The organism is Spirosoma rhododendri (genome assembly GCF_012849055.1).
Taxonomy (GTDB): domain Bacteria; phylum Bacteroidota; class Bacteroidia; order Cytophagales; family Spirosomataceae; genus Spirosoma; species Spirosoma rhododendri.
In genome coordinates this window covers 576603-591229 of record NZ_CP051677.1, presented here as the reverse complement: position 1 = coordinate 591229, position 14627 = coordinate 576603, and the positions used below count along the sequence as shown (strand labels likewise).

8 protein-coding genes and 1 pseudogene are annotated in these 14627 nt (G+C 57.0%); 7 read left to right on the top strand and 2 right to left on the bottom strand.

All coding sequences use genetic code 11. The annotated features are described in order from the left end of the window. Positions 1–6 precede the first annotated feature (6 nt). The 7 genes and pseudogenes from HH216_RS02210 (at position 7) to HH216_RS02180 (ending at position 11432) form a co-directional block, all read left to right on the top strand. A complete protein-coding gene (locus tag HH216_RS02210) occupies positions 7–2544 on the top strand; it encodes a penicillin acylase family protein (protein ID WP_169549306.1) in 2538 nt (845 codons plus the stop codon). Between the two features lie 98 nt (positions 2545–2642). Further along, positions 2643–4427: an arginine--tRNA ligase gene (gene argS / locus HH216_RS02205; RefSeq protein WP_169549305.1), complete on the top strand. Its 1785-nt coding sequence runs from the start codon at positions 2643–2645 to the stop codon at positions 4425–4427. A gap of 84 nt (positions 4428–4511) precedes the next feature. Next, the gene (locus HH216_RS02200) at positions 4512–5132 is read left to right on the top strand and encodes a glutathione peroxidase (RefSeq protein ID WP_169549304.1); all 621 of its coding nucleotides are present in this window, start codon (positions 4512–4514) and stop codon (positions 5130–5132) included. A 92-nt stretch (positions 5133–5224) separates the two neighbouring features. After that, a complete protein-coding gene (locus tag HH216_RS02195; RefSeq protein ID WP_169549303.1) occupies positions 5225–6133 on the top strand; it encodes a 1,4-dihydroxy-2-naphthoate polyprenyltransferase in 909 nt (302 codons plus the stop codon). A gap of 193 nt (positions 6134–6326) precedes the next feature. Beyond that, a pseudogene (locus HH216_RS26495) lies at positions 6327–9040 on the top strand (PAS domain S-box protein); the annotation flags it as partial. 177 nt (positions 9041–9217) lie between these two features. Then, a complete protein-coding gene (locus tag HH216_RS26845) occupies positions 9218–9547 on the top strand; it encodes a response regulator (protein WP_174842732.1) in 330 nt (109 codons plus the stop codon). A gap of 421 nt (positions 9548–9968) precedes the next feature. Next, positions 9969–11432 carry an alpha-L-fucosidase gene (locus HH216_RS02180; RefSeq protein ID WP_217371892.1) on the top strand — a complete coding sequence of 488 codons (1464 nt, stop codon included), beginning with the start codon at positions 9969–9971 and terminating at the stop codon, positions 11430–11432. Positions 11433–11546: 114 nt separating this feature from the next. On the opposite strand, the gene HH216_RS02175 is transcribed toward HH216_RS02180, so the two are convergent. Beyond that, positions 11547–13889 carry a metallophosphoesterase gene (locus HH216_RS02175; RefSeq protein ID WP_169549300.1) on the bottom strand — a complete coding sequence of 781 codons (2343 nt, stop codon included), beginning with the start codon at positions 13887–13889 and terminating at the stop codon, positions 11547–11549. A 91-nt stretch (positions 13890–13980) separates the two neighbouring features. After that, positions 13981–14394, bottom strand: a complete 414-nt coding sequence (locus tag HH216_RS02170; protein ID WP_254448652.1) for a hypothetical protein — start codon at positions 14392–14394, stop codon at positions 13981–13983. Between the last annotated feature and the right edge of the window lie 233 nt (positions 14395–14627).

The window sequence follows — 14627 nt, the reverse complement described above, 5'->3', positions numbered from 1 at the left end:
GTTGTTATGCTCGCTCTGCGTTATCTTACCGTCTGCCTGTTTCTCCTGTCGGGCCCGCTGTTTGGCCAATCCCGGTCTGCTGCGAAGCGGGCAGTGCTACCCCCTCGCAAGGGCTTACAGCAACCCGTCGAAGTCATCCGCGACCGCTGGGGGGTAAATCATATATACGCTAAAAACGAGCACGATCTGTTCTACGCGCAGGGCTATTCGGCGGCCAAAGACCGGTTGTTCCAGTTCGAAATGTGGCGTCGGCAGGCGACCGGAACGGTAGCTGAGCTGCTGGGGCCGCAGGAGTTGAAGCGCGACATCGGCACGCGGCTGTTTCGCTTTCGGGGCGATATCAATCAGGAACTGCTTCACTATCACCCGCACGGTCCGCAGATTGTTGGGGCGTTTGTCGAGGGTATCAATGCTTACGTGGCTGATATCCTGAAAACGCCTGAAAAACTGCCCTTCGAATTTCAGGTGCTGAATATGAAGCCCGGATTCTGGACGCCGGATGTCGTCGTCAGTCGGCATCAGGGTTTACTGGGTAACGTACGTGATGAATTGAAATACGGTCGGCTTGTGAGCCTGATCGGAGCCGATAAATTACGCGAACTCAACTGGTTTCACCCGGCCAGCAACCCCACCCAACCCGACCTAACCCTGCACGTCAACGGCGACGAGCTGTTTCAACCCATCCTCGAACTCTACGAAGCCTTCCGGCTACCGCTGAAATACCAAGGTCGTCTGGCCAAAGCCGATGAGGATGAAGCGGCCCTCACCCCCGGCCCCTCTCGCGACGGCGGACCGCCCAAAACGGGAGAGGGGAGTAGTACTGCCGATTTTGCTCCCCTCTCCCGAAGCGGGAGAGGGGCCGGGGGTGAGGGTAACGCCAACGAAATCGACCGCTGGTTCGAGACGGAAAAGCAGTATACTGGCTCCAATAACTGGGTTATTTCGGGCGATAAATCCGTCAGTGGTTATCCCATGCTGGCCAACGATCCCCATCGCTCGCAATCGACGCCGTCGCTGCGGTACTGGGCACATTTGAGTGCGCCCGGCTGGAACGTGATCGGGGCGGGGGAGCCGACGCTGCCCGGCATTTCGATTGGGCATAACGACTACGGCGCGTGGGGCCTGACCATCTTCGAAACCGACAACGAAGACCTGTACGTCTACGACACCAACCCCGCTAACCCGAATCAGTACCGGTACAAAGGGCAGTGGGTGTCAATGCGGGTGCTGACCGAAACGATACCGGTCAAAGGCGCTCAGGCTACAACGGCGACGCTCAAATACACCCGCCACGGCCCCGTTGTCTACGAAGACACGAAAAATCACCGGGCCTACGCCATCCGGGCGGCCTGGCTCGAACGAGGCTGTGCGCCGTATCTGGCGAGTTTGCGGATGAGTCAGGCACGGAGCTGGGCGGAGTTTCGGCAGGCGTGTTCGTATAGCCGCATTCCGGGCGAGAACATGATATGGGCTGAGCGACCTACGGCCACCAATCCCGGTACCATCGGCTGGCAGGCGGTGGGGCTCTCGCCGATTCGCAAAAACTTCTCCGGGCTGGTGCCGGTGCCGGGCGACGGGCGCTACGAGTGGGGTGGCTACCTGCCCATTCAGCAACTGCCCAACAAACTCAATCCAACGGAAGGCTATGTCGTGACGGCGAACAATAACCTGACGCCGGTCAACTTTCCGCATCGCGACGCCATCGGCTGGACATGGGCGTCACCCAACCGGGCTGATCGGATCGAGGAAGTGCTGAACGACGGAAAACGCAAAAATCTAGTCGACTTTATGGCGTTGCAGGCCGATTACCTGTCGCTGACCGCCCGGACGCTGGTACCACTGTTGCAAAACCTGTCGTCGCCGGAGGGGCGCACGGAGCAGGCCATCGGTTACCTACGCAAGTGGGACTTTCGCCTTGATCCGAGTTCGGTTGCCGCGTCGATCTACGTAGCGTGGGAGGGGCAGTTGAAAAAAGCAATCGCGCAGCGAACCATCCCCGAAAAAGCCCGGCCTTATTTAACCACACTGCCTACCAAACGCGTGATCGACTGGCTCGTTACGCCCGGCCTGATGCCCGGCGCGTCTGGCGATCCCGTTGCCTACCGCGATAGTCTGCTGCTTACCTGCCTCGACAAGGCCGTCGCCGAACTAACCGACCGGCTGGGCAGCGACACGGACGAATGGCAGTACGGCCAACGCAACAACAAGCACATCACGATTACGCACCCACTGAGCGACATGGTCGACAAGGCGATGCGCGAAAAAATTAACCTGGGTCCGGTGGCGCGGGGTGGGTACGGCGAAACCGTTAACGCGACGGGCAACGACCTCAACCAAACCCACGGGGCCACCTTTCGCATACTGGTCGACACCGAGGACTGGGACAAAACGCTGGGCATCAACAGCCCCGGCCAATCCGGCGATCCCGCCAGCCCGCACTACCGCGACCTGTTCCCGATCTGGGCCGAAAACGGCTATTTCCCCGTCTTCTTCTCGAAAGACAAAATCAAGTCCGTCGCCGAACAAACGACCGTGCTGAAGTAATGTGTATCCCAGACGGGGAAGTCTGGGCTATACACATCCGGCTATATCCTGTACTTTTGCGGATGAAGGCCGTCAACCTGTGGCCCCACCCGTAAACAATGACCATTCAGGACACCATACAACAGGCCATCCAACAGGCCGTCAGCGAATTATACCAGCAGTCGATTGGTGAGGTTGTGCTGCAACCGACCAAAAAAGAATTCGAGGGGCTATACACGTTCGTCACCTTCCCGCTGACCAAAGCCCTCCGGCAGCCCCCCGCGCAGATCGGGCAGGCTATCGGGGAGTGGCTGAAGGCGAACAGCCCCGTCGTCAGCGCGTTTAACGTCGTGCAGGGCTTCCTGAACCTGAGCGTGGCCGACAGTGCCTGGATCGACACGCTCAACGACATTGCCGCGCATGAAAACTTCGGGCAGCTACCCGCCAAAGGCGAATCGGTGATGGTCGAGTTTTCGTCGCCGAACACCAACAAGCCCCTGCACCTGGGCCATTTGCGGAACAACTTCCTCGGCGATTCGGTCAGCCGGATTCTGAAAGCCAACGGCTACGATGTGAAGAAAACCTGTATCGTCAACGACCGGGGCGTTCACATCTGTAAGTCGATGCTGGCGTATAAGCTGTATGGCAACGGCGAAACCCCCGAATCAGCCGATATGAAAGGCGATCACCTGATCGGTAAATACTACGTGCTGTTCGACCGGGCATACAAAGGTGAGGTCGAGCAGATGGTGGCGCAGGGAACCCCGAAAGAAGAAGCCGAAAAAACGGCCCCGCTCATGCAGGAAGTACAGGCCATGCTGCGCCGGTGGGAGCAGGGCGACCCCGAAACGGTGGCCCTCTGGAAAAAGCTCAACGACTGGGTCTACGAAGGCTTCGCCGTGACCTACAAAACCATCGGCGTTAGCTTCGATAAGACCTACTACGAATCGAACACCTACCTGCTGGGTAAAGAAATCGTGCAGGAGGGGCTGGAAAAAGGCGTTTTCTACCGCAAAGACGACAACTCCGTCTGGATCGACCTGACCGATGAAGGACTCGATCAGAAGCTCGTGCTGCGGGCCGATGGTACATCGGTCTACATCACGCAGGACCTCGGCACGACCGAACTGAAAGACCACGACTTCCATACCGACCGGCAGATTTGGGTCGTGGGTAATGAGCAGGATTACCATTTCAACGTGCTGTTTGCTATCCTGCGTCGCTTGGGCCGGGCCTACGCGCAGAACCTGTACCACCTCTCGTACGGCATGGTCGACCTGCCTACGGGCAAGATGAAGTCGCGTGAAGGAACCGTTGTCGACGCTGATGATCTGATTCGCGAAACGACCGAAGCCGCTGCCACAGCTGCCGACGAGGCCGCCAAAGGCAAGATGGATGAGTTCAGCGACGAGGAAAAGCAGGCCCTGTTTCAGATGCTGGGTTTGGGTGCGCTGAAGTACTACCTGCTGAAAGTCGACCCGCAGAAACGGATGCAGTTCAACCCCGCCGAATCGGTCGATCTGCACGGCAACACGGGGCCGTACATACAGTACGTCCACGCCCGGATTCAGTCGGTATTGCGCAAGGCCGGGGACATGGGCCTGACATCGACCGGCGCGGCCATGGCGACTGAACTCGACGATGTGGAACAGCAGCTTGTGTTTCAGCTTAGTCAGTATCCGCAGCGTGTGGCCGAGGCAGGTGCCGATTATGCGCCGTCGTACATTGGTCAGTACGCCTACGAACTGGCCCGGACGTTCAACCAGTTTTACGACCGGCTGTCGATTTTGAAAGAAACGGATTCGGTTAAGCTGCAAAACCGGCTTGTGCTGGCCGAGGCTGTAGGAAAAGCGATCAAGTCGGCGATGGGATTGCTGGGTGTCGACGTGCCCAACAAGATGTAGACTAACGCCCAAAAAACTATTTCAATAGGCACCGCGTTGACGAAAGGGCGCGGTGCCAGCAGTTTTCTAACTCTCCTTTTCGCCATGAAAAAACAGGTTTCACTCACACTGGCAGCCGTCGCGCTGATCGTTATTTCTTCCGGTTTTATGTTCAAAGACGTTGTAAAAGGCTTGTTCAGCGACAAAAATGAAGTCGCTACAGCCCCCGCCGACCACGCGGCTCCCGCCAAAACGCTGTACGATTTTACGGTAACCTCGCTCAGCGGCAAGCCTGTTGCGCTGAGCAGCTACAAGGGTAAGAAAGTCGTTATTCTCAACACGGCCTCGAAGTGCGGCTTCACCCCGCAATACGCCGACTGGGAGAAATTCTACGAAACCCACAAAGACAAAATCGTGGTGCTGGGTTTCCCGTCGGGCAACTTCGCCGGTCAGGAACTGGGCAGCAACGCCGAAATTGCCAGCTTCTGCCAGAAGAACTACGGCGTGTCGTTCCCGATGTTCGAGAAAGTCGACGTGCTGAAAAACGACGGTCAGGCTCCGCTTTACAAGTGGCTGACGAGCAAAGATCTCAACGGCTGGAACGATAAGGTGCCAACCTGGAACTTCTGCAAATACGTCGTCAACGAAAAAGGTGAACTGACCCATTTCTTCGCGTCGAAAGTGAAACCCGAAGACGCAGAGTTTAAGAAAGCCGTAGGACTTTAATTGTTGAATGACTGAGTGATTGAGTGATTGAATATTTTCTGCGTAAGCTTATTCAATCATTCATTCACTCAACCATTCTATCATTCAATACCATGAAAACCTGGCTTGCGGCTGCCCGGCCGCGTACGTTGCCGCTGGCGCTGGCCAGCATTATTCTGGGGAGTTTTCTGGCTCGCGCCGATCAGCGGTTTAGCTGGACTATCGCGGGGCTGGCGGCACTGACGACTATTCTGCTGCAAATCCTGTCGAACTTCGCCAACGACTACGGCGACGCGGTATCGGGGAAAGATACCGAACTGCGCGTGGGTCCCCGCCGGGCCGTGGCTACCGGCGACATCAGCCGTGAAGCCATGCTGCGGGGTGTGATTATTACGTCGGTGCTGTCGCTGATTTGCGGTATTGCGCTGCTGTATCTGGCGTTCAACAACCGCGCCGATGGGGCCGTCGATTCGTCGGTGTTCTGGGTGTTTCTGGTGATCGGCCTGCTGTGTATCGCGGCTGCGATTGGCTACACCAACGGTAAACGGCCCTACGGCTACGCCGGTTTTGGCGACGTGGCCGTGCTACTGTTTTTCGGCTGGGTCGGTGTGTTGGGTACCTACTTCCTGCACACGCTGTCGTTCAGCCCCTTGCTGTTGCTGCCCGCTACGAGCGTTGGCCTGTTTGCGACGGGTGTGCTGAACGTCAACAACATCCGCGACATCGAAACCGATACCATGACCGGCAAAAAGTCGATTCCGGCGCGTATTGGCCGCGACCGGGCGGTGCAGTACCATTGGCTGCTGCTGTATGCTGGCATGGCCTGCGCGATGGCCTATTCGGTGTTTACCGATGCACCCGCAACGGCCTACCTGTACCTGCTGTCGTTTCCGCTGTTCATCCTGAACGGCCGCGCCATTGCGAACCACAAACAGGCGTCTGAACTGAACCCCCGCTTGGGTCAACTGGCTCTGTCGACGCTCCTGTTCGTCATCCTGTTTGGCATCGGCACGGTGCTGTGATTACACGGTGTTGAGAATGGCGAAGGCCGTAAATTTAAAGTCGGACTTTAGATTTACGGCCTTCGCTTTTTACGATATACTCAGTTCTTATCCGCTGGTTGCCCCGTTCGTGAAAGATTTCAGCGGTACTAGCCGTTTCCCTCAGTCAATGCTTTAGCTTTAAACTGCGGCCCAACTAGTTAACCGCAACGGTATGGCATCTTCCTCTCAACCCAATAAACAGGCCGACGACCTACTGGCGGCTCAGAAGCTGCTCCGGGCTACCCTCGACAGCTCGATGGACATGATCCAGGTCTTTGAAGCCGTTCGGAATCAACAGGGACAGATTGTTGATTTTACCTGGATACTCAATAATCACGCGGCCGAAAAAATATACGGTGATGTGGTGGGTAAAAGCCTGTTGCAGCACCAGCCCGGCGTGGTGGAAGAAGGCATTTTTGAGGCTTTTAAACACGCGGTGGAGACCGGTCAGCCTCAGCAGTACGAGAAGCATTACGTACACGAGCAGTTTGATGGCTGGTTCCACCAGTCGGTAGTCAGGCTGAACGATGGGGTGGCTACTACTACCACCGACATTACGAGCCGCAAAAAAGCCGAGCAGCAACTGCGGGAAAGCAAAACGCTCTTGCAGGATGTCATTGACGCACCCCGGATTGGTATGGCCGTCTACAGGGCCGTTCGTAACGACGAGGGCGACATCGTTGACTTTCTGCACGAATACATCAACCGGGCCAGCATTCAGATGCTGGGTGGCGAAGACTTTACCGGCCGGTTATTTACAGCCCACGGCGACAACGCCGTCGTGCAATTGCCCCAGTTCATCGACGTCATTTGCTCGGGGCAGGCAAACGGGTATGTCAGAGAAGCCCAGTTTCGGGGCCGGAAAGTTTGGTTTGCCATTACCAATACATCCCTGGGTGAAGACCGGCTGGTGCATACCTGGGAAGACGTTACCGAACGCAAACAGGCAGAAGCAGAAATCCTCCGGCTGAACGATGAAATAGCCCGTAAAGCAACCGATAAGTATTACACCATCTTCAACTCCATCGATGCGGGTTTCGTCATCCACGAGATGATCCGCGATGAGTCCGGCCGGTCGATCGACTTCCGGTTGATGGAAGTCAATCCGACGTTTACCCGCCAGACGGGGCTGGGGACCGACACCGTGGGCATGCGTGCCAGCGAGTTCCTGCACAATCTGGAGCAGTTCTGGATCGACACCTTCGACCGGGTGGCGCGCAGCGGCATACCCGAGCAGGTCGAAGACTACAACCAGGCCACCAACCGATGGTACAACGTCCACATTTCCCGGGTCGGCGGGCAGGACCGCCAGGTTGCCGTCCTGTTTGAAGACATGACCGAACGCAAACAGCGCGAGACAGGTCGGGAACTGCTCATGAATATTGCTCAGGATCTGGGGCAGCTTACCGACGAGGCCCAGATCATCCGCTCCGTGGGTACCCGGCTGGCCGCGCACCTTGGCATCACCTGTTATCACTACGTGGATATCGATGAAGACCGCGATCAGGTTACCGTTCGCCATTTCTGGCATGCGAATGAGGTGCCCCCGCTGCTGGGTACCCACCCCCTCCGCGCCTTTGTTTCCCCCGCAGCCCTGACCGCCTGGCGGGCGGGAATGCCGACCATTATCAACGACATCGAGCGCGAGGTACCCGATGGCACGCCCGAAGCTGCCGTGCTGAAAGCCGGTGCGGCAGCGCAGCAGATTAGCGCCTTTATCGCTACTGGGTTGAGCCACGAGGGGAAGTGGAAAGCGTACTTCGCTATCGCCGATAGTCGCCCACGGGAGTGGACCGCCGTCGAGATCGAACTGGTTCAGGAAGTGGCCGGGCAGTTGCTGCCGCGCATTGAACGCGTCCGGGCCGAAGAAGCCCTGCGCCAGTCGCAAAAGCGCTTTGAGTCGATTGCCAACCTGGTACCCGACCTGCTTTGGGATAGCCAGCCGGATGGGTCAACCAACTGGTACAACCAGCGTTGGCTGGAATATACCGGACAGCGTCTGGAAGAGGCCATCGGCTATGGCTGGACAGACGCTATTCACCCGGATGATCGGGACGGTTCGGCCCAGCGTTACGCACAGGCCGTGGCCGCCAGTACCTCGTTGCGGCAGGAGCACCGGATACGGCGCCACGACGGGTCGTATCGCTGGTTTGCCGTCAACGCGACACCGCTTAAGGACGAAACCGGGCAGGTGGTCAGCATGTACGGAGCGGCCACCGACATCCACGAGAGTAAACGCCTGGAAGCGACGTTGCGGGAAACGGATCGGCGCAAAGACGAGTTTCTGGCCATGCTGGCCCACGAGTTGCGCAACCCGATGGCCACCCTTCGTTCCGGTCTGACGCTCCTGGACTTAACCACCACCGACGAGACAACTCGCCCCACGGTAGCGATGATGGAGCGGCAGATCGATCACCTGGTGAGGATGGTGGATGATCTGCTGGACGTAGGCCGCATCAGCCGGGGTAAGATTGAGCTGCATAAAGAGCGGGTGAATTTCGTGGAGTTGGTTCAACAGGCGGTGGCGAGTTGTCAGCCGTTGTTTGCACAGGGAAAGAAACTTCACCTGCAAGTACCCCCGGCACCTATCGAACTGGATGGCGACGCAACCCGGCTGACCCAAATCGTCACCAATCTGTTAACCAACAGCGCTCGTTACACGGGTGAGCAGGGGCAGATCTGGCTGAGTCTGGAGCACAATGCCGGCAGGCCGGACCACCCGGAAGCCATCCTTCGGGTACGCGACAATGGTATTGGCATAGCAGCGGATCATCTGTCGGCTATTTTTGAATTGTTTGTGCAGGTCGACAACTCGACTGCCCGTTCGCGGGGGGGCTGGGCCTGGGCCTGACGTTGGTCAGGCGGTTGGTAGAACTGCACGGCGGACGGGTGGAGGCCCAGAGCGAAGGGCCGGGAAAAGGCAGTACGTTCACGGTTCATCTGCCGGTCCTGACACCGGCTGCTCCACCAACCCCCGAGCCTGCTCCCCAGGCGCTGAACTCCGCCGGAGCCCGCCGTATTTTAGTCATCGACGATAACGTAGATGCCGCTTTTACGTTAGCCATGCTGCTCAAGGTAAAGGGCTACGAAACCCATACCCGCCACAGTGGTCGGGCGGGAATCGAAGCGGCAGAAAGCCTGCGCCCATCAGCTATTCTGCTGGATATCGGGATGCCCGAACTCGATGGCTATGCCACTTGTCAACTGATCCGTCAGCAATCCTGGGGGCAGACGATGCTGGTTATTGCCTTAACGGGATACGGTCAGGAAGAAGACCGGCAGCGAACCCGGGAAGCGGGTTTCAATAGCCATCTGGTCAAGCCGGTGGATTTGCCCGAACTACTCAATCTGCTCACTGACCTGTTCGACCAGACCAGTACGCTTTTGACATAGCCCATCGGCTGTTGCTCATCTCCGGCGTAGTACAGCGAATGCAATTTTTTAGAAAATCTGATCCGGGAGCCGGTAAAATAAAGGCAACGCTGCCATTGCCATTCTGAAACCAGAATTGTCAGGCTGTAACTGGCTGATCACGGTGCGCAGGTAGGCAGCAGGACCATTCGCTTCCGGTCGGAGACCGGCGGCTTGTCCCAATTTTAGTAGTTGGGTTTGGCGTGCCCGGCTTACCCCGTTCGTCCCCCTGCCGCTCAGAGATACCGATCTGTTAATGTTGCCTTCTTAATAATCTAAAATTGCTGACAGTGAGACAGTTATGCTGTCTGGTCGATGGCGAGACAGACACTGCACTACGATAACGAACGATTCGCCAACGATAGCCTTGCCCTAACTTACTTTCTTACAACTAGCCACCCGTATGCCGGTAAAACAAGCCCTGATTCAATTGAAAACGCAACTTGGATTAATTGCAGTAGCCTGCGCGTTGATGGCTACTACCGCGACGGCACAACCTGCACCAGTGCCCGTTGGTCCGGTACCCAATGCCAGACAAATCGAATGGTATCACCGGGAGATGATTGCTTTTTTTCATTTCGGGATGAACACATTTGCCGAGGTCAATGAAGGCGATGGTAGCGCGAGCCCGCAGCTGTTTAACCCCACCGCGCTAAATTGTAATCAGTGGACAAGTGTATTGAAGAGTGCCGGTATCTCGACCGCTATTCTGGTTGCCAAGCATGCAGACGGCTTTTGTAACTGGCCTACCGCCCATACCAATTACTCGGTAAAAAATAGCCCGTGGAAAAATGGGAAGGGGGATGTTGTCCGGGAGTTTGCTGATGCCTGTAAAGACTCAGGGATAAAAGCAGGCATCTATCTGGGGCCTCACGACCGGCATGATTCACGCTACGGCACACCTGATTACAGCGATTATTACGCCAGCCAGTTATCGGAATTGCTGCGTAACTATGGCCCCATCTGGGAAATATGGTGGGATGGTGCCGGTGCCGATCAGATTACGTCGTCTTTTTACGACCGCTGGGCTGATACAGTCCGCACGCTGCAACCCAACTGTGTCGTTTTTGGTACCAAAAATTCCTACCGCTATGCCGACTGCCGCTGGATGGGTAATGAATCGGGCTTGTCCGGCGATCCATGCTGGTCAACGATCAACCCGGGGTCAATTCGGGACGAAGAAACGCACATTGCCCAACTGAATCACGGCGAAGTGGCGGGCACCGCGTATGTACCGGCCGAGGTCGATGTGTCAATTCGGCCCAGCTGGTTTTATCACCGGGAGGAAGACGCACAGGTAAAAAGCGTGGCCGCTTTGTGGGATCTTTATTTCAATTCGGTTGGCCGTAATAGTGTACTGTTGTTGAATTTTCCACCCGATAAGCGTGGGCTGGTCTCTACCATCGATTCGGCCAGGGCGGCAGGTCTACAGTATCTGATCAAGGGTACGTTTAAGACCAATCTGGCAGCTGGTGCGGTCGTCAAATCGCTCCATCCACGGGGGGGTACTTATAAACCGGCCAATCTGGTCGATAACAGCGAGCAGACGTATTACGCTACGAGTGATAACTACGTTACAGATACCATCACGGTCGATCTGGGCAAGAAGAAAACATTTGACGTACTGATGCTACAGGAGGTGATTGAACTGGGCCATCGGACCACCGGCTGGTCGGTTGATTATTCCGCCGATGGGAAAAACTGGATGCCTATTCCAGAAGCTACCGGTAAAGAGTCGATTGGCTACAAGTGGCTCATCAAGTTTAAGCCGGTAACTGCCTCACGCGTCCGGTTGCGGGTTACGTCTGGTAAGGCTGGTGTTGCTATCCACACGTTCGGTATTTACAAGCAACCGTCGTTACCATAACGACTGACATCAATAGGCTTCTTATCGCACGGCGGTTGCCGGTACTACCTGAGGCCAACCGGCGAATTAGCCGGGCGACCAGTGCCGGATTTTTCTGACGAACTACCGTAACGCCTACTCTTTCACCACTTTTCGGGTGATGGTCTGCGTGCCGATGGTAACGGAGAGCAGGTAGGTGCCAGCCGTTGCTGGTAGCGGAACGGTCGTATTCAGTGTACTCGTTGGGCTGAACTGCTGCTGGTAAACGGTTTTCCCCTGCACGTCGCGCACCGACAGGCCGACCGCATTAGGCTGCGTAGTCGTCAAATCGAGTTGGACGTTGTCTTTGGTGGGGTTGGGAAATAGCCGCAACTGCCCGCCCGTGAAGGTTTCCGTCTCCGTCAGCACCAATACAGTTATGGTGGCCTGCCCCGCTACGGTGCCAGTGCCGCAGCCGTTGCGCAGCGACGACAGGCCGTAGGTCGTTGTGCGGGTGGGCGAAACCGATAGCAGCGTGGGCGACGTAGTGGCCGAAAATGCCGTCCCGTCGGTCAGTGTACCCTGCCAGGGGCCGTCGCCGGTAAAGGTTAGCGTCAGCGAAGCGGGAACGCCCTGCGCAATTGTGCCGGAACCGGCCAGCGTAGCCGTCGGGGCGGGGCGGATCGTGATGGCGTCGCTGGCTACCAACTCGGCGTAGCTGATGCCCCGCGCCCTGACGCGCAGCCGGTAGCCGCTGCCCGATACGCTGGCCGGTAGCGTAGCCTGTAGCGTGTTGATTGACCCACTACCAACGATTCGTTCGGTGCTGAAACTACCCGACGCGTCCGACAGCAGGACGTCGTACTGCCAGCCAGCGGCTTTGGTCGTGTTTTCGGGGGACGCCGTCACTGGAATCGTGCTGCCTGCGCAGGCGGTCGTGGCGGTGCGGGTCGTCAGGCGGGGCTGCGCCGAAACCGTCAGGTTGAATTTGTCGACAAGGCACTGCTTGTCGTCGGTAACGTCGACGCTGTACGTGCCTGACTTACTGGCCGGGTAGCGGATGGCGCGGGTCGTTGCGCCGGTGGGCCAGCGGTAGATGTTATCGGTTGCGCCGGTTGTGGATGCAACGGGCCACGATGCCTGCAACGCCAGCGTATCGGCAAATTCAGCCGTCAGCGAGGTGGTTTTGTTCGCGTTTTTGATGATCGTAAACCGGTCGGGGGATGAGCCGTCGGCTAGAATCAGCTGCGCGTCGAGCCGGTTGTCGGTCACGTCGATAGCCATCGAGCCGCCTACAAAGGTGTTGGCGTAGATGGTGGCCGGGTGCGGAAAGCCAGGTGACTGCCCGCCCAGCGCCCCGCCCGACCCACTGACGACGTAAACCGTGCCCTGCCCCTTCATCAGAATCGGGCAGGAGTTCGTCGACCCATCGTAGCGCCCCGTTGTGGTCTCGGCCCGGTTCACATCGGCTTTGTAGCTTTCCGCGAAACCCGTCAGATTTTTCAGGCGGTAGTAGCGTTCGTAGCCGTGGCTATGGCCGTTCAGCACCAGATCGACGCCGTAGCGTTCCAGAATTGGCGTCAGATTCCGGCGAATCATCATCATCTGATCTTCCGTGTCGGAGTCGTGGCCGCCTTTGCTGTAGGGTGGGTGGTGAAAAATGACGATCGTCCACGGGAGTTTATTGGCGGCAAGGTCGCGTTTGAGCCATTGAACCTGCCGTCCGGTGGTGTCGTAGAGCCGGTAAATCCCGTCTTCCTGCGCCTGGGAGTCGAGCGAAATCAGGTGCACATTGCCGTAGTCGGCCGAGAAGTACGATTTTGAGCCAGACGGTACACCACCTGCTTCGCCCTTCGTCGGAAACGAAAACAGCTTATAATAGGCAATGTCGAAATTGGTGCGGCTGTCGGCGTAGTCGTGGTTGCCGGGCGTCGGGAATATCGGCGTGTTGCGCAGCGTCGGGCCGTAAAGGTCGAAAACATACTGCTGAAACTGATCCTCCGTGCCGCAGCAATAGGCGTTATCGCCGAGCCACAGCCATAAGTCGGCGGGGTGAGTGGTCGTTGCGTTGCGCCAGGCCTGATACACCTGCTTCTGATTGTCGCTGCCGATGCCAAAGTCGCCCAGCGCCCAGATGCGAAACGGGCGTGTGCTGCCAGTAGTGGGGGCCGTCGGAATGTAGTAATCAGTGCCCGACGTTAGTTTGGTGTCGTCGTAACCGATGGCGTAAGCGTACCGGGTGGCTGGCTGCAAACCGCTGACCGTGAGAACGTGTTCCTGCGTGGCCTGCGTTTCGCGCTGATCGCTGGTGAGCGACGTGGCCGATGCGCCGTACCACACCCGCCCGACTGTTGGCTGGCTGGTGCGCCAGCGAATGACGGCCGAGGTAGGTGTAACGACCTGAATATAGGGCCCCCGTACCAGCTGAACCGTTTGCGCTATGGCTGAAGAATAGCTGATGAGCAGGGTCAGCAGAAAGCAGGTGTACAGTTTTGTCATGTTACGGTCATTAACTACATGACAAAAATAAGCCGGGGGCTGGAATTACCAGCGCCCCGGCTCGACCACCCCGTAAGGGATGGGTACCGGATCAGGAGGCAAGCTCTTCGTTCAGAATCAGATTCTGGTGCATTTTCAGTAGATGGTGTACCGGCCAGTCGCTTACGTTATAGGCGTGAAACTGGGATTTCTTGATGGGGACCAATCGTTCGTAGCGTCGGCGTTCGCGCAGGGGCAGGGTCATCCATTGCTGCGGTATTTCCTTTAGGAGTTGGTCGAGCTGCACACAGGCCGTTGTTGGCATATTGAAATACGACGACAGCCGATTAATGTCCGACAGTTTCCACAGGTCGGGTTTGGCCCGGCGACTACGGATAACGCTGCTGCTGACACCAATGGCCGCTGCCAGTTGCTCATCGTTGAGCGCACATTCACGCAGCCGCCACATAACGGCTTTGTAACTGTTTACAAATGATTGTAGGGAGGTACGTAATGGTTCAATCATGACAGAGCGGTTCGCAATGACGCCGTGTAGCCAGAGCCACACGACGATTGCACGTTTAAGTTGGATAAGGCGGTATGTGAATGCCGCTCAGTGCGTATTGAGACAGTTTAACTGCTCTCTGGTTACACACCATTTATCGACTTACAAATCCTGTGCCGCTCGGTGGTTATTATTTACAATAGATATACAAAATTTTAAATAAGGTAACAATATGGTTGTAGATATGTATATAA

Excerpts from the sequence above, each read along its gene's own strand:
- HH216_RS02210 (WP_169549306.1), top strand. The coding sequence starts at position 7 with ATGCTCGCTCTGCGTTATCTTACCGTCTGCCTGTTTCTCCTGTCGGGC.
- argS (WP_169549305.1), top strand. The coding sequence starts at position 2,643 with ATGACCATTCAGGACACCATACAACAGGCCATCCAACAGGCCGTCAGC.
- HH216_RS02200 (WP_169549304.1), top strand. The coding sequence starts at position 4,512 with ATGAAAAAACAGGTTTCACTCACACTGGCAGCCGTCGCGCTGATCGTT.
- HH216_RS02195 (WP_169549303.1), top strand. The coding sequence starts at position 5,225 with ATGAAAACCTGGCTTGCGGCTGCCCGGCCGCGTACGTTGCCGCTGGCG.
- HH216_RS26845 (WP_174842732.1), top strand. The coding sequence starts at position 9,218 with ATGCTGCTCAAGGTAAAGGGCTACGAAACCCATACCCGCCACAGTGGT.
- HH216_RS02180 (WP_217371892.1), top strand. The coding sequence starts at position 9,969 with ATGCCGGTAAAACAAGCCCTGATTCAATTGAAAACGCAACTTGGATTA.
- HH216_RS02175 (WP_169549300.1), bottom strand. The coding sequence starts at position 13,889 with ATGACAAAACTGTACACCTGCTTTCTGCTGACCCTGCTCATCAGCTAT.
- HH216_RS02170 (WP_254448652.1), bottom strand. The coding sequence starts at position 14,394 with ATGATTGAACCATTACGTACCTCCCTACAATCATTTGTAAACAGTTAC.